The following is a 22,607-nucleotide window of genomic DNA, read 5'->3' as shown; positions in this document are numbered from 1 at the left end:
GCCGCCACCCGGCACAGCGGCACTAGCTAAACATCACCTGCGCCCAGCGCGCCAGCCCCGCGGTAACGGAACCAAAGTCATCTCCACCGGCAATAGGAATACCCGGCAGCTGTTCCGCCAGCGCTTTTTTGATCAGCGGTGAACGGGCGCTTCCACCGGTGAGGTAGATGACGTCCGGCTTCTCTTTGCCGTTCTCCAGCGCGAGTTGCACCTGTTCCAGTATGCGCTGTAGCGGCTGCGCGAGCGCGGTCTCCAGCCCCTCCTGTGAAATCGCCGTGGCCAGATCGTCGCTGATAAATGGCAAGGACACCGCATGTTCAGCGCGGTTTGAAAGGGCAATTTTGCTCTCTTCGGCGGTGCGTACCACGCGGTAGCTCAGGCGCTGACGCCACACTTTATACAGCAGGGCGACTTTCTCGGCGTCCTGCGCATCACGCATCAGGTCATTCAGGAAGCGGCCGTTGGCGGTACTGTAAAAATCACTCTGCGCCGGGACGTCGTTGATGGCAATCGCGTTCCACCACGGCAGGATCGGCAGGGCGATGCCTTTTTCCGTTTGCCCGCCCATGCCGAGCAGCGGCATCAGGCTCTTAAATGCCAGGGCGATATCCAGATCGTTACCGCCCACGCGGCAGCCGCTGTGCCCCAGCAGGCTATTTTCACGGTCGCGGCGGTGATGCCACTGCGGCCCCATCAGCAGCAGCGAGCAGTCCGTTGTACCCCCGCCGATATCCACGACCAGCACCCGTTTTTCTTCCGTCAACGTGGCCTCAAAGTCCAGCCCCGCCGCAACCGGCTCATACTGGAACACCACGTCGCGAAAGCCTGCCCGGTGCGCCGCGCGCTCAAGGATCCCCTGCGCCTGCTGGTTGGCCTCATCGCCGCCCAGCCCCTGGAAGTTGATCGGGCGGCCAATCACGGCCTGGGTAATCGTCTCGGGGACCTGCGTCTGCGCCTGATGACGGATATGCAGCATCATGGCGCATACCAGGTCTTCAAACACCGCCACCTGCTGCGGCTTGAGGCCGCTGGCCCCGAGGAAAGATTTTGGCGATTTAACAAAGTAGACCTCTTCCGGGTCTTCAATGTAATGCCCGAGTGAAGAGAGGCCGAACTGCACGCTGGAAGGCGTAACGTCGATATCTTCCTCGCGGTTAAAGCTCACTGCCCGGCGCAGCAGCGCCTGAGTTTCTGCCGCAGTCGCCGGAACCTGATGGTGGCGGAACAGCCACTCGCTCACCGCTTCACGCGTCGGCGCGCAGAGCATTGACGGCAGCAGCGTGCTCTCTTTTTCCATTTTCAGGAGCTGTGGTTGCCCGTTTTGCATAATTGCAACCGAGCAGTTTGCCGTACCGTAGTCGAATCCGATAAACACAATAAATCCCCATGCCAGTGAGAAGGGGCGAGACTTTAGCGGAATGCCTGTCCGGCGACAACAGGAATATGAAAGCAAGGCGTAACACGCTTTTTCAGTTTATCCTGAGGGGAACAAAAAAGGAGCGACAATGTATACCCTGACCTGGCACCCCCCTTACGACTGGCAATGGATGTTTAGCTTTCTTGGCGCCCGTGCGGTGGCGGGGGTTGAGACGGTCACGGAAAGCTATTACGAGCGCAGTTTTGCCTGTGAAGGGCGTCAGGGGATCTTCCGCGTTACGCCGGACACGCAAACCCATACGCTACAGGTCACGCTGAGCCCGGGGTTAACGCCGGTGGCCGGACTTTGCCTTGAGCGTATCGGGCGTCTGTTCGATCTTGCCTGCGATCCGCAGGACGTCCACCGGACTTTGGGCGATCTCGGCGCCGCGCGGCCAGGCCTGCGTTTGCCCGGGGCGATGGATGCCTACGAACAGGGCGTGCGGGCCATTCTGGGTCAACTGGTCAGCGTGGCGATGGCGGCTAAACTGGCTTCACGCGTTGTCGCCCTGTGCGGTGAGCCGGTCAAGGATGCGCCGGGCTATGTCTGCTTTCCCTTCCCACAAGCCCTGGCGGCTGCTGACCCGCTGGCGCTCAAAGCGCTCGGGATGCCGGTCAAACGCGCGGAATCGCTGATTCATCTGGCACAGTCGGTCGTCGACGGGACGTTTCCGCTCACGCCGCCTGAGGACGTTGAGGCAGGCATGAAGGCGTTACAACAACGGCCGGGTATTGGCCGCTGGACGGCAAATTACCTCGCCCTTCGCGGCTGGCAGGCGAAAGATGTGTTTCTTCCGGATGATTATCTGATTAAGCAACGTTTCGCCGGAATGACGCCTGCGCAAATTCGTCGCTATGCCGAGCGCTGGCAGCCGTGGCGTTCCTACGCGCTGCTGCACATCTGGTATACCGACGGCTGGGCGCCGTCAGTTGATGGCGAAATAACTGGTGTTGAGCAGTAGATCCAGCGGCTGCGGCTCGGCGATGGTGTCACCATAGATAAAATCAATGCCAATGCCGGAAAGCGTATCCATCATGATGGGCTGGTTGCAGGGGCCTGCGATGGTTCTCATCCCCAGACGCTGGGCATGGCCCTGAACGATGGTCACCATCATCTCATCCATCAGGTTGCCATAGACGTTGCTCACGACTTCGGCATCCAGCATCAGGTAATCGGCCATGTTCGGACTCAGGTGGGTGAAAATGTCCATGTCGCGGCCTATCTGGCTGAGGATCACGCGGCAGCCCGCCTGGCGAAGCTTTTGTAAACCCCGCTGCAGATTCTCATCCGAATCACACACCACGCCGGCAGGGATCACCAGATGCAGCAGACGGCCCGGCATTGGGCTTTTATCAAGAAGATCGAGAAGTTCGTCGACCAGCGTCACGCTGGCTAAACCGGCTGCCGAAAGCGGCAATGCGATCCCCATGCCTTTACTGGCGATCCTGGCGGCAGATGTCCGGAAGAAGTCGCTAAAGATGCGTCTGTCGAGGGCGTGCAGCAGTTCCGGCTCTGCCAGGCCAGAACGGAAGGCGTGTTCCTCCAGGACTTCGCCCTGGCTGGTCCACAGGCGCAGCGAAATCAGCCAGAAATTACAGCTCTCCGGTATGCGAGGGGAGGCGACGCTGCGGGCTATCATCATCAGGTGATTGTCTTTGATCATGTGCCATTGTTCGTCCAGCGACATCATGCTGCGCGTGCTGTGATCCCGCTCCTGCTGCGGTTCGTAAACCGTCACGATGCCGCGCCCGCTGTTTTTCGAGGCATAACAGGCAATATCTGCCTGTGACATCACTTCTGACGCCAGGTGGTTATGTTCATCGATTAGCGTGATCCCTGCGCTGGCGCCAATTCGATGCAGGCGGCCTTCCCACATAAAGTGATAGTCGTTGATGCTATGGACCAGACGACCGGTGATATAGCGTGCGCTCTCAATATTGCAGTCCGGGAGCAAGAGCCCAAACTCATCACCCCCCAGACGCGCCAGCACATCGCTGGAGCGCAGCATGGTTAACATCATGGAAGAGAGTTCCCGCAGCAGGGCATCGCCCGCCGCATGGCCTGCGGTATCATTGACGGCTTTGAAGCGGTCCAGATCGATAAAGACCAGCGCATGACGCTGCCGCGTCTCACGAACCGTTTGCAGGAGTCGTTTGAGGTGGTTTTCAAAGCTGACCCGGTTTGCCAGGTGGGTCAGGGCATCGTGCGACGCGCTGTAACTCAGCTGACGCAGCATTTTGCGCGACTCGGTGACATCCTGAATAACGATAACCGAGCCGATACTTTGTCCATCCAGCGTGCTGAGTGGCGTAATGCTGTAATGGATGTCAAACGCTCCACCCGTGCGGCAGTTCAGCACCACGTCCTGGTCGATATCTGAGCGTGACATATCCCCGCTGTGGATGTTCTCCATCAGCGGCCCTCGCTCCCCAAACGTGATGTGTAATACCTTGAGAACCGGCTGGCCGATAGCCTCGGTTTGTAGCCAGCCGCTCATCTTCTCGGCGACCGGGTTCATAAAGGTGACGTTCATGTCGATATCGGTACAGAGCACGGCTTCGCCGATGGAGTCGAGCGTGATATGCAGACGCTCTTTTTCCTGGAACAGCGCCTCGTTAAGCTGCTTAACCTCAGTCATGTCCATGTTGATGCCAAGCAAACGCTCGACTTCACCCTCTTTATTCAACACCCGGTTTGCCAGGGAGCGAATATGGCGCACGCCTTCCTTCACGCGGATACGGAATTCCAGCTTAAACGGCAGACGTGAGATCAGTGAATCCCGCAGCACCTGTTCTGCATGGGCGCGGTCTTCCGGCAGCATCGTGTCGTGCCAGAGCTGCCAGGTGGGCTTGATGTGCGGCGGGATTTCATACAGTTCGAACATCCGCTTATCCCAGCTGATGATGTCAGGCTCCAGATCCCACTCCCAGATGCCGATGCCGCCCGCTTCGTTGGCCAGCGTAATGCGCTCCATCAGGCGTTTGTTGACCCACTCGGTCTGCTTCAGGTCGTTAATGTCTTCAATCTGGGCGATAAAATAGAGCGGCGAGCCGTCGGTATGGCGCACAACGGAGACGGCAAGCAGCGCCCAGACCACTTCACCGTTGCGCGTGTAATAGCGCTTTTCAAGGGTATAAGTGTTGATGTCGCCGTTGACCAGCTGCTCCAGCTGTTCGAGGTCGGTGTGCAAATCTTCCGGCCAGGTGAGCTGCTGGAAGGTCAGTGACTGTAGTTCGGACTGGCTGTAACCGAGGAAATTGCACAGCGCTTTGTTGGCCTGTAGCCACTGCCCCTCAATGCTGACTAACGCCATCCCGATGGCGGAATACTCCATCGCATTACGAAAACGCGCTTCGCTTTCAGTGATGTGTTTGCGTTCGGCACGGAAGGCATACATCACCATGGTCATCACGTTCGCCGGGAGAAGCAGCATCAGGAACGGCAGCCAGGGCGCGTTGATCATCGGCCCTTCGTGTTGGGTGGTCAGCGCCTCAGGGTTATGGGCAATCATCAGGGACACGACCATCACGGTGACCAGAAACACCAGGAACGCTTCCATTCGCGGTAAGCGCACGGCGCTCCACATAAGCAGGACGATCACGCAGGTAAATGGCCATGGAAGCCAGGTGATGGCTGCCCAACTCAGGGCCAACGTCACGGCCATTGTGAGCAGCGTTTCCAGCAGCAGTCGCGGATCACGGTGGCGCAGCAGGTAGTGGGGTTTAAACAGTAATCCCAGCGGCACCAGTGCCAGCGCGCCAATGGATTCAGATAACACCCAGACTATGAAATCGCGCAGTGGCTCAGGGCCGGGAACCAGAAAAATCACCAGAATACCGCCCACCAGCGGCGGCACCAGCGCGCTGCCCATCGCCAGACGGATCCAGTCACTTAAATTTTGCAGCGGGTTATACCACGGGAGCAGTTTGCGCAGTAGTAATGCACCGACGACGGCCTCAATCACATTTATGGCGGTGTAGGTGAGGTTAATCGCCCCCCACGAGAACAACATCCACGAGGCCAGAATATTGCCGAACGAACAGGCCAGGGCAATGCCCGGCCACATTTTTCCCGCGTGGCGGTAAAACGCCACCATCATGATGGCGGTGGGGAACCAGAGCGGCGCCAGCAGGGTGCCGAAGCGGGTAAGCTCCAGCGAAAATAAGGTAAAGATAAAGGTGACCAGGCCCAGACAGACAAGTCGTAATAAAGGATGTGGGGTGGTAACCAAAACCCGCTGGTATTGTTTATTCATTACCGCTTTATCCAGAGACGCCGTGCCGTCAGGAGAGAAGTCCGTACGAGTGAATTTGATAATTTGGTTTATGCTAGTACAAACAATTTACAATTCATATGGCGACTGCTCATAATTTGACATCATAGACTTATTAAATAGTTACAGGTTAAAAAATCGCTGTGAAACGCTGAAAAAACGCGCATTAAAATTTCACTCAGGGAACAATTCACAACTTTACAGGCTGTCTCGCATTACCTGCGCTTTCGACTGGTATCACGCCCGCGAAATCCCTATAATTGCCGCGTTTGACGCTCCGGCGTCGTCCTTCCTTAACATCCAGGTTAATCAGGTCGCTAAATTTATGACTGATAAGTCTCATCAGTGCGTCATTATAGGCATCGCCGGCGCATCGGCTTCAGGTAAAAGTCTAATTGCCAGTACGCTTTATCGCGAACTGCGTGAACAAGTAGGTGATGAGCACATCGGCGTCATTCCCGAAGACAGCTATTACAAAGATCAATCCCATCTGTCGATGGAAGAGCGCGTAAAAACCAACTATGACCACCCGAATGCAATGGATCACAGTTTACTGTTCCAGCATTTAGAAGCCCTCAAAAGCGGCCAGGCGATTGAGCTGCCCGTTTACAGTTACGTAGAACACACCCGCACCCAGGAGACGATCCGCATCGAGCCGAAAAAGGTGATTATCCTTGAAGGTATCCTGCTCCTGACCGATGCTCGCCTGCGTGAATCGATGAACTTCTCGATTTTCGTCGATACCCCGCTGGATATTTGCCTGATGCGCCGCATCAAGCGAGACGTTAACGAGCGCGGCCGTTCGATGGATTCCGTCATGGCGCAATACCAGAAAACGGTCCGTCCGATGTTCCTGCAGTTTATTGAGCCCTCCAAACAATACGCCGATATCATCGTGCCGCGCGGAGGCAAAAACCGCATTGCCATTGATATCTTAAAAGCGAAAATCAGCCAGTTTTTTGAATAAGCCGCGCGAATTGTGTACCGTTCAGAGATAACCTGGTTTTACCCTGAGATGTTAAGGTCTCAGGGGTCGATGCATGAAAGGAGAAAGTGCCATGCGTCTTTGTGATCGCGATATTGAAGCCTGGCTGGATGAAGGCCGTTTGTCTATTACCCCACGTCCTCCTGTAGAGCGTATCAATGGGGTGACCGTTGATGTACGGTTGGGGAATAAATTCCGCACCTTTAGTGGCCATACTGCACCGTTCATCGACCTCAGCGGGCCGAAGGATGAAGTCAGCGCCGCGCTCGATCGCGTGATGAGTGACGAAATCGTCATTGACGAAGGTGACGCTTTTTATTTGCATCCAGGTGAACTGGCGCTGGCGGTGACGTTCGAATCCGTGACCCTGCCTGCTGACCTCGTCGGCTGGCTGGACGGCCGTTCTTCTCTGGCCCGTCTGGGGCTGATGGTGCACGTGACCGCGCACCGTATCGATCCCGGCTGGTCGGGCCGTATCGTGCTGGAGTTCTTCAACGCCGGCAAACTGCCGCTGGCGCTGCGCCCCGGCATGATGATTGGTGCGTTAAGCTTTGAACCGCTAACCGGCCCGGCAGACAGGCCTTATAACCGCCGGCAGGACGCAAAATACCGCGACCAGCAGGGTGCGGTTGCCAGCCGTATTGATAAAGACTGATCGTTAGTCCATTGAGGATGCCATGAGAAGAGTTCTGACAACGCTGATGATTTTGCTGGTCGTGCTGGTTGCTGGCCTTTCGGCGTTGGTTCTGCTGGTTAACCCTAACGATTTCCGCGCTTACATGGTGCGGCAGGTCGAGGCGCGCAGTGGTTACCAACTGAAGCTCGACGGGCCGCTACGCTGGCACGTCTGGCCACAGCTCAGCATTCTCTCTGGCCGCATGTCGTTAACGGCACCGGGCGCTGCCCAGCCGATCGTGTCTGCGGACAATATGCGTCTCGATGTGGCGCTCATCCCCCTCATTTCTCACCAGTTGCAGGTAAACCAGGTGATGCTCAAAGGGGCGGTCATTCAGCTTACCCAGCAGACTGAAGCCGTGCGCAACGCGAATGCGCCGGTTGCACCGCGTGAGAATACCTTACCGGATGAGCCGTCCGATACGGGCTGGTCCTTTGATATTGCCAAACTGAAAGTTGCCGATAGCGTGCTGGTATTCCAGCATGAGGATCAAGAGCAGGTTACGGTTCGCAATATTAATCTGCAGATGGAACAGGATGCGCATCATCTTGCGTCGCTGGAATTCAGCGGGCGAATGAATCGCGACCAGCGCGATCTGACCCTCTCGCTAAATGCCAGGGTCAATGCGTCAGACTATCCCCATCAGCTGACGGCCGATATTCAGCAGCTCAACTGGCAGCTCACGGGCGCAGATCTTCCGACCCAGGGGATCACCGGACAGGGAACGATGCAGGCCGTCTGGCGCGAAGAACAAAAACAGCTGGAGCTGGATAACCTCAACCTGCAGGCCAATGACAGCAGCCTGAAGGGGCAGGCGAGCGTCACGCTCGAAGAAAAGCCGAAGTGGGTGCTGAACCTGCAGTTTGACAAGCTCAACCTGGAAAACATCCTGCCGCCGCTACCGGCTGGCACAACGGACAGCGACGCTGTGCAGACAGGACAAAGCCAGCCGCCGGTGTCGCGTCCGGTTATCTCGTCGAATCTTGATCAACCTGACTATAACGCCCTGCGCGGATTCACGGCCGATATCCTGTTGAAAGCCAACAGCCTGCGCTGGCGCGGTATGGACTTCACCGACGTGAGCGGCCAGATGTTTAACCACAACGGGTTGCTGGTGATCTCCGAGCTGAGCGGCAAAATGGGGGCAGGGCATCTTTCACTGCCTGGCACGCTGGACGTGCGTAAGGACGAAACCCGCGCGCAATTCCAGCCGCGTCTCGACAACGTTGAGATTGGTACCATCCTCAAAGCCTTTAACTATCCGATATCCCTGACAGGGCAGCTGACGCTGGCGGGGGATTTCTCAGGCACAAAAATTGATGCCGAAGCTTTCCGCCGTGAATGGCAGGGCGAGGCGCACGTGGACCTGAAAGACTCCCGTATGGAAGGTCTTAACTTCCAGCAGCTGGTACAGCAGGCAGTGGAGCGCAGCAGTGACGTCCAAGCGCAGGAAAACTACGATAGCGTCACGCGCCTCGACAGTTTCTCCACGGATCTGACGCTGGATAACGGGCAACTGACGCTGGCAGCTATGCAGGGAACCTCTTCTATGCTGTCGTTGACCGGAGAAGGCTCGCTGGATCTGGTCAAAGAGACGGCGGACACGCGCTTTAACGTCCGGGTACTTTCCGGCTGGCAGGGCGAAAGTAAGCTGATTGATTTCCTGAAAGAGACGCCAGTGCCGCTTAGCGTCTATGGTAAATGGCAGGCGCTGAATTACAGCCTTCAGGTGGATCAGATCCTGCGTAAGCATCTGCAGGATGAAGCGAAACGTCGGCTTAATAGCTGGGCAGATCGTAATAAAGATTCCCAGAACGGCAAGGATGTGAAGAAACTGCTGGATAAGCTTTGATGCTGTTTTTGCCGGGTGCAAACACAAAAAACGGCAACGGGGTTGCCGTTTTGCTTTTACCTACACCTCAAAATCCAGTTCTTCCTCATCCCGCAGTGGAATGAGCTGCACTTTCTGCACGCGATGGTTTTCAATCTGCAGCGTTTTAAGCCGATAGTCACCTATCTGAACCTCTTCACCTGGCTGCGGGATACGCTGTAAGTATTCCATCAGCAGGCCCGCAATGGTGTGGTACTCCCGCTTTTCATCCAGCGGCAGCGGCACATACTGCACCAGGTCTTCCAGCGGCATATGGCCGTTGGCCGTCCACGAGCCGTCGGCATTTTTCTGAATATCATGGCGGGCATCAATCTCATCCACTTCGTTTGGCAAATTACCGGCAATGGTTTCCATCACGTCGCTGAGCGTGACCAGTCCTTCAACCGAACCAAACTCATCCACCACAAAGGCAAAGTGCGTTCGCGCATTTCGGAATTGCTCAAGGGCAGAGAGCAATTGCAATCCTTCCGGGAAGACCAGGGGCTGGCGTACCAGGGCGCGCAGATTGAGCGCCTCCCCGTGCAGCTGCTGCTGGAGCAGGTCGATAACGTGCACGACGCCCAGTAATTCTTCTTCCTCTTCACCGCCGGTTACCACCACGCGCGTGTGCTGGTTTTTATCCAGCAGGGCGCGGATGTGCTCTTCGGGTGCCGTCAGATCGATATGCTCAATGTCATGCCGGGAAGTCATGATGCTGCTGACCGTGCGCTCATTAAGGTTAAGCACTCGCTCAATCATCAGGCGCTCCTGCGGGTTAAAGATCTGCCCGTCGCTGTGATCGGCCAGCATGGCAGCAGATTCGGCGTCCAGCTCTGCATCCTCTTTTTTACCGCTCAGCAGGCGCATAACGGTGTCGGCCGTGCGCTGACGCAGGGTCTGATTAGCGGAAAGGAAGCGGCGGCGGTTAAATATCGCCAGCTGGTTAAGCGCTTCAATCATGACGGAGAAACCAATGGCGGCGTACAAATAGCCTTTCGGAATGTGGAAGCCAAAACCGTCGGCCACCAGACTAAAGCCAATCATCAGCAGGAAGCTCAGGCAGAGGATCACGATGGTCGGGTGGCTGTTCACAAAGTGGGTGAGTGCCTTGCTCGCCATCACCATCAGCGTGATGGCGATAATCACCGCTGCCATCATAACGGCCAGATGGTCCACCATCCCGACGGCGGTGATCACCGAATCCAGGGAGAAGACGGCATCCAGCACCACGATTTGCGCTACCACCGGCCAGAATCTCGCGCCACGTCGCTGGGTCGGGTTCTCGCTGTCTTTACCTTCGAGCCGTTCATTGAGCTCTACCGTGGCTTTGAACAGCAGGAACAACCCGCCGAAGAGCATGATCAGATCGCGGGCGCTAAAGCTGAGGCCGTGAACGGAAAACAGCGGTTGCGTGAGTGTGACCATCCAGGAGATAGAGGCCAGCAACAGTAAACGCATCACCATCGCCAGCAGCAGGCCCGTTACGCGCGCGCGATCGCGCTGGGAAGGGGGCAGTTTTTCAGCGAGGATGGCAATAAAGACCAGATTATCAATCCCGAGCACTAATTCGATGACGACCAGCGTCACCAGCCCGGCCCAGATTGATGGATCGGCAATCCATTCCATAGTAATAGCAATACCTTCTGTTATATGACGATTGTCACACTTCGATCATGGATAAAGCCGGGGAAAATTGCAATGCCGGGCTGAGATTTCTCTTAATACGAAACGCTTAAAAGAGAGCAAACTCATCGGGGTGTAAATAAGCAAAATACGTATATTTAATTACAAAGAGAACGTTTTAGGATATATCGCAGATAATGGTTTTTACTCCCGCCTTGTCAATATAAAGAAAATCCTAAAAGGTCAAAACTTTGCTCTTAATATTAATCTTAAAAACAGATATTAGGACAGTTGTCTCCTTGCCTGCTATTAGGTTAGCTGCAACAATTCTCCCAGCATCAAATGTTAAATCTTGTTGTTGCTATTTTTGTTTTGGTCTTCCTGGATGGTTATTCATTATCCGTTGGGTGTCTCACCCGGCTGATATATTTCCAGAAGGCCTTGCTCAAGAGGGTGTCTATCCATAACACATTGTTTAGTCAGTGGATTGGTAACTGAAAGCCAAGGGCGGTAGCGTGCCTGAAAGCGTGTGAATCAGCCTCGGTTATTCTGTCAATAGCCAATGGATGAATAAGCTTTTTTTAGGACTGATGCCAGTTATATTTCTATTTGATTAACTGCATGCTGAAACCCAATACGACCCAAGCTTATTTAAATTGCACAGGATAATTACTCTGCCAAAGTGATAAATAATCAATGATGAAATCCAAAATGAAATTGATGCCATTATTGGTGTCTGTGACCTTGATGAGTGGTTGCACGGTCTTTCCCGGCAGCAATATGTCAACAATGGGTAAGGATGTGATCAAGCAACAGGATGCCGATTTTGATCTCGACAAAATGGTGAATGTTTATCCACTTACGCCACGTCTGGTCGAACAATTACGCCCACGTCCGAATGTTGCTCAGCCGAATATGTCTCTGGACCAGGAAATCGCCGCTTATCAGTATCGCGTGGGGCCGGGTGACGTGATCAACGTGACCGTCTGGGACCACCCCGAACTGACCACGCCAGCGGGCCAGTATCGTAGCTCAAGCGACACCGGGAACTGGGTACAGTCAGATGGCACGATGTTCTACCCCTACATTGGTAAAGTCCATGTTGCCGGGAAAACCCTTGCCGAGATCCGGAGTGATATTACCGGCCGCTTAGCGCAGTACATCGCCGATCCGCAGGTGGACGTTAATATTGCCGCATTCCGCTCGCAAAAAGCCTACATTTCCGGCCAGGTCAATAAATCCGGCCAGCAGGCCATCACCAACGTACCGTTAACCGTTCTGGATGCCATTAACGCCGCAGGCGGGTTAACCGACGGTGCCGACTGGCGCAACGTGGTCCTGACCCACAATGGCAAAGAGCAGCGCATCTCACTGCAGGCGCTGATGCAAAACGGCGATCTGACCCAGAACCGCCTGCTCTATCCGGGCGATATTCTCTACGTACCGCGTAATGACGATCTGAAAGTCTTCGTGATGGGTGAAGTGAAGAAACAGAGCACCCTCAAAATGGACTTCAGCGGCATGACGCTGACCGAAGCGCTGGGCAATGCGGAAGGCATCGATCTGACCTCCTCCAACGCCAGCGGCATCTTCGTGATTCGCCCACTTAAGGACGACGCCAGCAACAAAGGCAAGATTGCCAACATTTACCAGCTCGATATGTCCGACGCCACCTCGCTGGTGATGGCAACGTCGTTCCGCCTCCAGCCATACGATGTGGTGTATGTCACTACCGCGCCGGTTGCCCGCTGGAACCGTCTGATCAACCAGTTGCTGCCAACCATCAGTGGCGTTCGCTACATGACGGATACGGCGCGCGACATTCATACCTGGTAATCCGCGATGTTTAACAAAATTCTGGTGGTATGCGTGGGGAACATTTGCCGTTCCCCGACGGCAGAGCGGTTGTTGAAACACTACCAGCCTGAACTGACCGTCGAGTCCGCAGGCCTTGGCGCGCTGGTCGGTAAAGCGGCCGATGAGCGCGCAACGAGCGTGGCCCGCGATCATAATCTCTCCCTTGACGGGCATATTGCCCGCCAGGTCACCGGCCGCATGTGCCGGGAATATGACCTGATCCTGGCAATGGAAAAACGCCATATTCATGCGCTATGCGATATCGCACCGGAGATGCGCGGCAAGGTGATGCTGTTTGGTCACTGGGACAATGAACGCGAAATCCCCGATCCGTATCGCAAAAGCCATGAGGCCTTCGAGGCGGTTTACACCTTACTTGACCAGTCTGCCCAACAGTGGGCGCAGGCACTGAAAGCTCAGCAGGGATAACAATGACAGAAAAAACAAGACCTTCTGCCGCCCCGACTTCGGGCAGTGATGAAATTGATATTGGTCGCCTGGTCGGCACGGTTATCGAGGCAAAGTGGTGGGTGCTTGGCATTACCGCTGTGTTTGCCGCGGCAGCCGTCGTCTACACGCTGTTCGCCACGCCTATCTACAGCGCCGACGCGCTGGTGCAGATTGAGCAAAATACCGGCAACTCGCTGGTGCAGGATATTGGCTCTGCGCTGGCGAACAAACCACCGGCATCCGACGCTGAAATTCAGCTGATTCAGTCACGTCTGGTACTGGGGAAAACGGTTCACGACCTCGGTCTCGATATCTCCGTCACCAAAAATACCTTCCCGATCTTTGGTGCCGGCTGGGATCGCCTGATGGGACGAAGCAACGATACGGTAAAGGTGACTGACTTTGTGCTGCCGAAAGGGGCGGGCGATCAAACCTTTACCCTGACGGTGCTGGGTCCGAAACAGTACCAGTTGACCAGCGATGCGGGATTCAGCGCCCGCGGCGAAGTGGGCCAGATGCTGACGAAAGATGGCGTCAGCATGATGGTGAGCGCCATTCATGCCCAGGAGGGCGGCGAGTTCACCGTGACCAAATTCTCCACGCTGGGAATGATCAACAATCTGCAAAACAACCTCACCGTGACTGAAAACGGTAAGGACACCGGCGTGCTGAGCATGACCTTTACCGGTGAAGATAAAGATCAAATCCGCGACATCCTGAACAGCATCACCCGCAACTATCTTGAGCAGAACGTTGAGCGTAAGTCGGCGGAAGCGGCGAAAAGCCTGGCTTTCCTTGCTAAACAGCTCCCGGAAGTGCGGGCCCGTCTGGATGATGCCGAGAATAAACTGAACGCTTACCGTCAGGATAAAGACTCTGTTGACCTGCCGCTGGAGGCGAAGTCTGTTCTTGATTCAATGGTTAACATCGACGCCCAGCTCAACGAGCTGACTTTCAAAGAGGCGGAGATTTCCAAGCTGTACACCAAACGCCACCCGGCCTACCGGACGCTGCTGGAAAAACGTCGCACGCTGGAAGAAGAGAAGGCGAAGCTGAACGACCGCGTGACCGCGATGCCGAAAACGCAGCAGGAAATTGTGCGTCTGACCCGCGACGTGGAATCTGGCCAGCAGGTGTACATGCAGCTGCTGAACAAACAGCAGGAGCTGAAAATCACCGAAGCCAGTACCGTGGGTGATGTGCGCATCGTCGACCCGGCGATTACCCAGCCCGGCGTGCTGAAACCGAAGAAAGCGCTGATCGTTCTCGGCAGCATTATTCTCGGCCTGATGCTCTCCATTGTCGGTGTGCTGCTGCGCTCGCTGTTCAACCGCGGAATCGAAAGCCCGCAGGCGCTGGAAGAGAGTGGTATCAACGTCTATGCCAGCATCCCGCTTTCCGAGTGGCAAAAATCCCGTGACAGCGTCAAAACCATTAAAGGCGTTAAGCGATACAAACAGAGCCAGTTGCTGGCCGTGGGTAACCCGACGGACCTGGCGATTGAAGCGATACGTAGTCTGCGTACCAGCCTGCACTTCGCCATGATGCAGGCCAAAAACAACGTCCTGATGTTAACCGGTGTCAGTCCGTCAATCGGTAAGACCTTTGTCTGCGCCAACCTGGCGGCCGTCGTCAGCCAGACCAATAAACGCGTGCTGCTGATCGACTGCGATATGCGCAAGGGTTATACCCACGAGCTGCTGGGCACCAACAACGTTAACGGTCTGTCGGAAATCCTGCTGGGGCAGGGGGAGATTAGCCAGAGCGCCAAGCCGACCTCGATTCCGAGATTCGATCTGATCCCACGTGGTCAGATACCGCCTAACCCGTCGGAACTGCTGATGAGCGAACGCTTCTCCCAGCTGATTGAGTGGGCGAGCAAACACTATGACCTGGTGCTGATCGATACGCCGCCGATTCTGGCCGTGACCGATGCCGCCGTGGTAGGTCGCCATGCGGGTACCACCCTGATGGTGGCACGTTACGCGGTGAACACCCTGAAAGAAGTGGAAACCAGCCTGAGCCGCTTTGAGCAGAACGGGATTGAGGTGAAAGGGGTGATCCTGAACTCCATCTTCCGCCGCGCGACCGGGTATCAGGATTACGGTTATTACGAGTACGAATATAAGTCTGACAGTAAATAACAGCCAAAACATACCCTTACACCCCTCACCCTAACCCTCTCCCCTGAGGGGAGAGGGGACTGTTCGGTGCCGCTTTCACCCTATCCCCTCAGGGGAGAGGGCCGGGGTGAGGGGTAGGAGAAAGAAATGACCACACAACGCCCTTTGATTTCTATCTATATGCCGACATGGAATCGTCAGCAGCTGGCGATCCGCGCAATCAAGTCGGTGTTACGTCAGGATTATGACAACTGGGAACTGATCATCGTGGATGACTGTTCTTCTTCGTATGAACAGCTGCAAAAATTTGTCGCCGATCTCAATGATCCGCGCGTGATGTACACCCATAACCCGATTAACTCCGGGGCATGCGCGGTGCGTAACCAGGCGATTATGCAGGCCAAAGGGCAGTATCTGACCGGCATCGACGACGATGACGAATGGACCCCGAACCGACTGTCTGTCTTCCTTTCACATAAAGCACAGCTGGTGACGCATGCGTTCCTGTATGCCAACGACTATGTCTGTCAGGGTGAAGTTTATTCGCAGCCTGCCAGCCTGCCGCTGTACCCGAAATCACCCTATTCTCGCCGCCTGTTCTACAAGCGCAATATTATCGGCAATCAGGTTTTCACCTGGGCATGGCGCTTTAAGGAGTGCCTGTTCGATACCGAACTGAAAGCCGCGCAGGATTACGACATCTTCTTGCGGATGGTGGTTGAGTATGGCGAACCGTGGAAAGTGGAAGAGGCCACGCAGATCCTGCACATCAATCACGGGGAGATGCAAATTACCTCCTCGCCGAAGAAGTTCTCGGGCTACTTCCATTTTTACCGCAAGCACAAGGACAAGTTCGACCGTGCCAGCCGGAAGTATCAGCTCTTTACCCTCTATCAGATCCGCAATAAGCGCATGAACTGGCGCACGCTGCTGACGCTGCTGTCCGTCCGTAACGGCAAACGTCTGGCTGATGGACTTCGGGGGAAATAATGTTTCTTGAAGATTGCCGCGCAAACAGCTGGAGCCTGCGCCCATGCTGCATGGTCCTGGCGTACCGTATCGCGCATTTTTGTTCGGTGTGGCGTAAGAAAAACGTGCTGAACAACCTTTGGGCAGCGCCGGTTCTGGTGCTGTACCGCATTATTACTGAATGCTTTTTTGGTTATGAAATTCAGGCCGCTGCCACCATTGGCCGCCGCTTTACCATTCACCACGGCTATGCGGTGGTGATCAATAAGTTCGTGGTCGCCGGGGATGATTTCACCATTCGTCATGCGGTCACCATTGGCAACCGAGGGCCAGACAGCCTGGCCTGCCCGGTTATCGGCAATAACGTCGAGCTGGGCGCGAACGTGGTGATCATTGGTGACATTACCATCGGTAACAACGTGACGATTGGTGCGGGCAGCGTGGTGCTGGACAGCATTCCGGACAACGCGCTGGTGGTGGGAGAAAAGGCCCGCGTGAAGGTGATTAAATGAACATTCTGCAATTTAACGTCCGCCTCGCTGAAGGCGGAGCGGCAGGCGTGGCCCTGGATCTGCACCAGCGCGCACTGCAAAAAGGACTTCAGTCTCGTTTTATTTATGGCTACGGCAAAGGCGGCAAGAAAAGCGTCAGTCACGATAACTTCCCGCAGGTGCAAAAGCACACGCCGCGTCTGACCTCGATGGCCAACATTGCCTTGTTCCGCCTGTTTAACCGCGATCTGTTTGGCAACCTGAATAATCTTTATCGCACTGTGACCCGAACCACGGGCCCGGTTGTGCTGCATTTCCACGTCCTGCACAGCTACTGGCTGAATCTGGAAGAGGTGGTGGCGTTTTGTCAGAAGGTGCAGGCGCACAAGCCTGATACACGCTTCGTCTGGACGCTGCACGATCACTGGAGCGTGACCGGACGCTGCGCATTTACCGACGGCTGCGAAGGCTGGAAGGATAACTGCCAGAAATGCCCGACGTTAAGCAACTACCCGCCGGTGAAAGTGGATCGTGCTCACCAGCTGGTAACCGGCAAGCGCAAACTGTTCCGCGACATGCTCTCGCTCGGCTGCACGTTTATCTCCCCGAGCCAGCACGTGGCCGATGCCTTCAACAGCCTTTACGGGGCAGGGCGCTGCCAGATTATCAACAACGGTATCGACGTGGCGACGGAAGCCATTCTGGCGGAGCTGACGCCGGTGGCGGACACCGCGGGTAAACCGAAAATCGCCATCGTTGCGCATGACCTGCGTTACGACGGCAAAACCAACCAGCAGCTGGTGCGCGACATGATGGCGCTCGGTGACAAGATTGAACTGCATACCTTCGGCAAGTTTTCCCCGTTCGAAGGGGCGAACGTCGTGAACCACGGGTTTGAAACCGACAAGCGCAAACTGATGAGCGCGCTGAACGGCATGGATGCGCTGGTGTTCAGCTCCCGCGTGGATAACTACCCGCTGATCCTCTGCGAAGCGCTTTCCATCGGCGTGCCGGTGATTGCCACCCACAGCGATGCCGCGCGTGAAGTGCTGGAAAAGTCGGGCGGTAAAACGTTCTCGGAAGGGGAAGTGCTGCCGCTGGTGCAGATGCCGAAAGTGCAGATCGCTGAGACTGTTTTTGGCACTGACCTGGAATCGTTCCGCAACCGCAGCCGCAAGGCCTACAGTGGACAACAGATGCTGGAGGAGTATGTCTCGTTCTATCAGAATCTGTAGTTATCTGCTGCTGCCGCTGATCTACCTGCTGGTCAACGTCAAAATTGCCCAGCTTGGCGAAAGCTTCCCGATAACCATCGTCACCTTCTTGCCCGTTCTGCTTCTGCTGTATGTCGATAAAATCAACCTGAAGAAGCTGATGATTGCCCTGGGGTTGGGCACGGGCCTGACGCTGTTTAACTACATCTTTGGCCAGTCACTGGATGCCAGTAAATACGTCACCTCCACCATGCTGTTTGTCTATATTGTCATTATTATCGGCATGGTCTGGAGTATTCGGTTTAAAACGATTTCTCCGCACAATTATCGGAAAATCCTCAGGTTCTTTTATATTGCCGTTGCGTTAATTGTTATGCTTGCTGCACTGGAAATGGCGCAAATTATTCTCACCGGTGGCAGCAGCCTGATGGAGATAATTTCGAAATATCTCATTTACAGCAACAGCTATGTATTGAACTTCATTAAGTTTGGCGGAAAGCGTACCACGGCGCTCTATTTTGAACCGGCGTTCTTCGCTCTGGCGTTAATCTCAATTTGGCTCAGCATCAAACAGTTTGGTATCAAAACACCTAAGACCGATGCTATGATTCTTGCAGGAATTGTTCTGTCTGGATCGTTCTCAGGGGTAATGACATTTATCCTGTTTTACCTGCTGGAGTGGGCGTTCCAGTACCTGAACAAAGATGCGATTAAGAAAAAACTGCCGCTGGCGATTATCTCCCTGACGGTATTTTTGGTCGGCGTGATATTTGCGTTCCCGTACATCTCAGAACGTCTGGGAGATTTGGGAACAGAAGGCTCATCGTCCTATTATCGCATCATTGGTCCGCTGGTGATGGTGGGTTATTCCTTAACCCATATTGATGGTGTAGTAAGATTCGGCTCACTTTACGAATATGTTGCATCATTCGGAATCTTTAACGGTGCGGATGTCGGTAAAACCATAGACAATGGTCTGTATCTGTTAATTATTTATTTTTCGTGGTTCGCCGTACTGTTGACGCTGTGGTATCTGTTTAAAGTTTTCAAAATGATGATTAACGCGTTTGGTGATAACCAGAACTTTCGCGTGCAACTTTATCTGTTTACACCGGTGTCGCTGTTTTTTACCGGGTCAATATTTAGCCCGGAATATGCTTTCTTGATTGTCTGTCCGTTTATTTTGCGCAAAGCGCTTAATATTACGAACGTATGACGAAATGAGGTGATTTATGTTTCTTAGCGTCATTACTGTCGCTTTTCGTAATTACGAAGGGGTGGTAAAAACCTGGCGCTCGCTGCGCAACCTGGCGCGCGATCCAAGCCTCACTTTTGAGTGGATTGTGGTCGACGGCGGCTCGAACGATGGCACGGCGGAGTTTCTGGAAAAACTCAACGGTGAGTTCAACTTACGTTACATCAGCGAGAAAGATAAAGGCATTTACGATGCGATGAACAAGGGCATTAACATGGCCCAGGGTCGTTATGCCATCTTCCTCAATTCTGGCGATGTTTTCCATGATGACGTGGCGCTGTTTGCCCGTCAGCTGGCGCGTCAGAAAGAGGAGGCCATGTATATTGGCGATGCACTGCTTGATTTTGGTGATGGGCATAAAGTGTGCCGCAGCGCAAAGCCAGGCTGGTATATCTACCACAGTTTGCCCGCCAGCCATCAGGCCATTTTCTTCCCGGTAAACGGTCTGAAAAAACAGCCATACGATTTGCAGTATAAAGTGTCATCGGATTATGCCCTGGCCGCCAGCCTGTATAAATCAGGCTATCCGTTCCGCCGAATTAAAGGGCTGGTCTCTGAATTCTCAATGGGTGGCGTGTCAACATCGAATAATCTGGAATTGTGCCAGGATGCCAAAAACGTGCAGCGCAAAATATTACGCGTGCCGGGGTTCTGGGCGGAATTGTCTTATTTATTACGCCTGCGGACGACAGGTAAAACGAAAACCTTATATAACAAAGCCTGAATATAAGGAAACGCAATGCAGGATTTGAAGGGTTTCTCCGTGCCGAAAGGCTTTCGGGGCGGCAACGGTATTAAAGTGCAGCTGTGGTGGGCCGTTCAGGCAACGTTATTTGCCTGGTCACCACAAATATTGTACCGCTGGCGAGCATTCTTATTGCGTCTGTTTGGCGCAAAAATCGGAAAAAACGTAGTCATTCGACCTTCGGTAAAAATTACCTATCCCTGGAAATTAACGCTTGGGGATTACGCCTGGGTAGGGGATGACGCGGTGTTATATACCCTTGGCGAAATTACGATTGGCGCAAATTCGGTGGTGTCACAGAAGTGTTATTTGTGCACCGGCAGCCACGATTTTATGAGTCAGCATTTTGATATTACCGCTTCGCCTATTGTGATTGGTGAAAAATGCTGGCTGGCAACGGATGTTTTTGTTGCACCAGGTGTTTCTGTTGGCGATGGCACGGTAGTGGGTGCCCGCAGCAGCGTTTTTAAATCGCTACCGGCAAATAAAGTTTGCCGTGGCAACCCCGCAGTGGTGATACGCGAACGCGTTGAAACTGATTAAATTCATAAGTAGAGGAATATAAACATGTCTAAAGTCGCTCTCATCACCGGCGTTACCGGGCAGGATGGTTCTTATCTGGCAGAGTTCCTGCTGGAAAAAGGGTATGAAGTACACGGTATTAAACGTCGTGCCTCTTCGTTCAACACCGAACGTGTCGATCATATTTATCAGGATCCTCACGCGGCAAACCCGAAATTCCACCTGCACTACGGCGACCTGACCGATACCTCCAACCTGACCCGTATCCTGCAGGAAGTCCAGCCGGATGAAGTGTACAACCTGGGCGCGATGAGCCACGTGGCGGTCTCCTTCGAATCCCCGGAATACACCGCTGACGTTGACGCCATGGGTACTCTGCGTCTGCTGGAAGCGATTCGCTTCCTGGGTCTGGAGAAGAAAACCCGTTTCTATCAGGCCTCTACCTCTGAGCTGTACGGTCTGGTGCAGGAAATCCCACAGAAAGAGACCACGCCGTTCTACCCACGTTCTCCGTATGCGGTCGCAAAACTGTACGCCTACTGGATCACCGTGAACTACCGTGAATCCTACGGCATGTATGCCTGTAACGGCATTCTGTTCAACCACGAATCCCCACGTCGCGGTGAAACGTTCGTTACCCGTAAAATCACCCGCGCTATCGCGAACATCGCCCAGGGGCTGGAATCGTGCCTGCACCTCGGCAACATGGACTCCCTGCGTGACTGGGGCCATGCGAAAGACTACGTGAAAATGCAGTGGATGATGCTGCAGCAGGAACAGCCAGAAGACTTCGTGATCGCAACCGGCGTTCAATACTCCGTACGTCAGTTCGTTGAGATGGCCGCTGCACAGCTGGGCATCAAGCTGCGCTTCGAAGGTACCGGCGTGGAAGAGAAAGGTATCGTTGTTTCCGTAACCGGCCATGATGCGCCAGGCGTGAAACCAGGCGACGTCATTGTTCAGGTTGACCCACGTTACTTCCGTCCTGCTGAAGTGGAAACCCTGCTGGGTGACCCAACCAAAGCGCACGAGAAACTGGGCTGGAAACCAGAAATCACTCTGCAGGAGATGGTTTCCGAGATGGTCGCCAAAGATCTTGAAGCAGCGAAAAAACACTCCCTGCTCAAGTCTCATGGCTACGAGGTTGCCATCGCGCTGGAGTCCTGAGAATGACAAAACAACGTATTTTTGTCGCCGGTCATCGCGGAATGGTGGGTTCCGCGATTGTTCGCCAGCTGGAACAGCGCGGTGACGTAGAAGTGGTTGTCCGCACGCGCGACGAGCTGAACCTGCTCGATAGCCGTGCGGTGCAGGACTTCTTTGCTAACGAACACATTGACCAGGTGTATCTGGCGGCGGCGAAAGTGGGCGGCATTGTCGCCAACAACACTTACCCGGCGGATTTCATCTACGAGAACATGATGATTGAGAGCAACATCATTCACGCGGCGCACCTGCACAACGTGAATAAGCTGCTGTTCCTCGGTTCATCCTGCATCTACCCGAAAATGGCAAAACAGCCGATCGCGGAAAGCGAACTGCTGCAGGGCACGCTGGAGGCAACCAACGAGCCTTACGCGATTGCCAAGATTGCCGGGATTAAGCTCTGCGAATCTTACAACCGTCAGTACAACCGCGACTATCGCTCGGTGATGCCGACCAACCTGTACGGACCGCACGACAACTTCCACCCGAGCAACTCGCACGTGATCCCGGCGCTGCTGCGTCGCTTCCACGAGGCGACCGCCGAGAACGCACCGGATGTGGTGGTGTGGGGCAGCGGCACGCCGATGCGCGAATTCCTGCACGTGGACGACATGGCTGCCGCCAGCATTCACGTGATGGAGCTGGATCGCGAAGTGTGGCAGGAGAACACCGAGCCGATGCTGTCGCACATCAACGTGGGAACCGGCGTGGACTGCACCATTCGCGAGCTGGCGCAAACCATCGCGCAGGTGGTGGGCTACAAAGGCCGCGTGGTGTTTGACGCGACGAAACCGGACGGCACGCCGCGCAAACTGCTGGACGTGACCCGTCTGCATCAGCTGGGCTGGTATCACGAGGTATCACTGGAGCAGGGGCTGGCCAGCACCTACCAGTGGTTCCTGGAAAACCAGCACCGCTTCCGGGGGTAACG

18 protein-coding genes are annotated in these 22,607 nt (G+C 54.7%); 15 read left to right on the top strand and 3 right to left on the bottom strand.

Going from position 1 to position 22,607, the window contains the following annotated elements; all coding sequences use genetic code 11:
• Positions 1 to 22 precede the first annotated feature (22 nt).
• The gene (yegD, locus tag G0034_RS15385) at positions 23 to 1,375 is read right to left on the bottom strand and encodes a molecular chaperone (protein ID WP_179121071.1); all 1,353 of its coding nucleotides are present in this window, start codon (positions 1,373 to 1,375) and stop codon (positions 23 to 25) included.
• Positions 1,376 to 1,505: 130 nt separating this feature from the next.
• Here yegD and alkA point away from each other — a divergent pair, with 130 nt between their 5' ends.
• Positions 1,506 to 2,378: a DNA-3-methyladenine glycosylase 2 gene (alkA, locus tag G0034_RS15380; protein ID WP_117581230.1), complete on the top strand. Its 873-nt coding sequence runs from the start codon at positions 1,506 to 1,508 to the stop codon at positions 2,376 to 2,378.
• Here alkA and G0034_RS15375 read toward each other — a convergent pair.
• Entirely contained in the window at positions 2,343 to 5,672 is a 3,330-nt protein-coding gene (locus G0034_RS15375; RefSeq protein ID WP_014884514.1) for a diguanylate cyclase, read from the bottom strand. The genes alkA and G0034_RS15375 overlap by 36 nt on opposite strands.
• A 343-nt stretch (positions 5,673 to 6,015) precedes the next feature.
• Between G0034_RS15375 and udk the strand changes: the two genes are divergently transcribed.
• From udk to asmA, 3 genes are all read left to right on the top strand, one after another.
• Positions 6,016 to 6,657 (top strand): uridine kinase, encoded by a 642-nt coding sequence (gene udk, locus G0034_RS15370; protein ID WP_008500855.1) that lies wholly within the window; start codon positions 6,016 to 6,018, stop codon positions 6,655 to 6,657.
• Between the two features lie 91 nt (positions 6,658 to 6,748).
• Complete coding sequence (gene dcd, locus G0034_RS15365; protein WP_014884513.1) at positions 6,749 to 7,330, top strand: dCTP deaminase; 582 nt, start codon at positions 6,749 to 6,751, stop codon at positions 7,328 to 7,330.
• Between the two features lie 22 nt (positions 7,331 to 7,352).
• Complete coding sequence (gene asmA, locus G0034_RS15360; protein WP_179121070.1) at positions 7,353 to 9,203, top strand: outer membrane assembly protein AsmA; 1,851 nt, start codon at positions 7,353 to 7,355, stop codon at positions 9,201 to 9,203.
• A gap of 60 nt (positions 9,204 to 9,263) precedes the next feature.
• Here the strand turns inward: asmA and G0034_RS15355 are convergent, their stop codons facing one another.
• Positions 9,264 to 10,847, bottom strand: a complete 1,584-nt coding sequence (locus G0034_RS15355) for a TerC family protein (protein WP_179121069.1) — start codon at positions 10,845 to 10,847, stop codon at positions 9,264 to 9,266.
• A 693-nt stretch (positions 10,848 to 11,540) separates the two neighbouring features.
• Here G0034_RS15355 and G0034_RS15350 point away from each other — a divergent pair.
• The 11 genes from G0034_RS15350 to fcl all read left to right on the top strand — a co-directional run bounded on the left by G0034_RS15350 (position 11,541) and on the right by fcl (position 22,605).
• Entirely contained in the window at positions 11,541 to 12,680 is a 1,140-nt protein-coding gene (locus tag G0034_RS15350) for a polysaccharide export protein (RefSeq protein WP_014884510.1), read from the top strand.
• Between the two features lie 6 nt (positions 12,681 to 12,686).
• Positions 12,687 to 13,130, top strand: a complete 444-nt coding sequence (gene wzb, locus G0034_RS15345) for a low molecular weight protein-tyrosine-phosphatase Wzb (RefSeq protein WP_014884509.1) — start codon at positions 12,687 to 12,689, stop codon at positions 13,128 to 13,130.
• A gap of 2 nt (positions 13,131 to 13,132) precedes the next feature.
• On the top strand, positions 13,133 to 15,295 hold the full coding sequence (gene wzc / locus G0034_RS15340) for a tyrosine-protein kinase Wzc (RefSeq protein ID WP_045268757.1): 2,163 nt from the start codon (positions 13,133 to 13,135) through the stop codon (positions 15,293 to 15,295).
• A gap of 126 nt (positions 15,296 to 15,421) precedes the next feature.
• The gene (gene wcaA / locus G0034_RS15335) at positions 15,422 to 16,264 is read left to right on the top strand and encodes a colanic acid biosynthesis glycosyltransferase WcaA (RefSeq protein WP_045268756.1); all 843 of its coding nucleotides are present in this window, start codon (positions 15,422 to 15,424) and stop codon (positions 16,262 to 16,264) included.
• A complete protein-coding gene (gene wcaB, locus G0034_RS15330; RefSeq protein WP_014170825.1) occupies positions 16,264 to 16,755 on the top strand; it encodes a colanic acid biosynthesis acetyltransferase WcaB in 492 nt (163 codons plus the stop codon). The genes wcaA and wcaB overlap by 1 nt, the downstream gene beginning before the upstream one ends.
• Positions 16,752 to 17,969, top strand: coding sequence for a colanic acid biosynthesis glycosyltransferase WcaC (wcaC, locus tag G0034_RS15325; protein ID WP_179121068.1), 1,218 nt, complete (start codon positions 16,752 to 16,754; stop codon positions 17,967 to 17,969). Before wcaB ends, wcaC begins: the two co-directional genes overlap by 4 nt.
• A complete protein-coding gene (wcaD, locus tag G0034_RS15320) occupies positions 17,944 to 19,164 on the top strand; it encodes a colanic acid polymerase WcaD (protein ID WP_014884505.1) in 1,221 nt (406 codons plus the stop codon). The genes wcaC and wcaD overlap by 26 nt, the downstream gene beginning before the upstream one ends.
• Before the next feature lie 16 nt (positions 19,165 to 19,180).
• Positions 19,181 to 19,927: a colanic acid biosynthesis glycosyltransferase WcaE gene (gene wcaE / locus G0034_RS15315; RefSeq protein WP_023330882.1), complete on the top strand. Its 747-nt coding sequence runs from the start codon at positions 19,181 to 19,183 to the stop codon at positions 19,925 to 19,927.
• Positions 19,928 to 19,942: 15 nt separating this feature from the next.
• Positions 19,943 to 20,491: a colanic acid biosynthesis acetyltransferase WcaF gene (wcaF, locus tag G0034_RS15310; protein ID WP_023330881.1), complete on the top strand. Its 549-nt coding sequence runs from the start codon at positions 19,943 to 19,945 to the stop codon at positions 20,489 to 20,491.
• Between the two features lie 24 nt (positions 20,492 to 20,515).
• Positions 20,516 to 21,637, top strand: coding sequence for a GDP-mannose 4,6-dehydratase (gmd, locus tag G0034_RS15305; protein WP_014884502.1), 1,122 nt, complete (start codon positions 20,516 to 20,518; stop codon positions 21,635 to 21,637).
• Positions 21,638 to 21,639: 2 nt separating this feature from the next.
• On the top strand, positions 21,640 to 22,605 hold the full coding sequence (gene fcl, locus G0034_RS15300) for a GDP-L-fucose synthase (protein ID WP_014884501.1): 966 nt from the start codon (positions 21,640 to 21,642) through the stop codon (positions 22,603 to 22,605).
• Positions 22,606 to 22,607: the final 2 nt, after the last annotated feature.

The organism is Enterobacter sp. T2 (assembly GCF_010692925.1).
In the GTDB taxonomy this organism is placed as follows: domain Bacteria; phylum Pseudomonadota; class Gammaproteobacteria; order Enterobacterales; family Enterobacteriaceae; genus Enterobacter; species Enterobacter kobei.
Note: the sequence above shows the minus strand (reverse complement) of the source record. Positions and strands in the feature narration are given on the sequence as shown.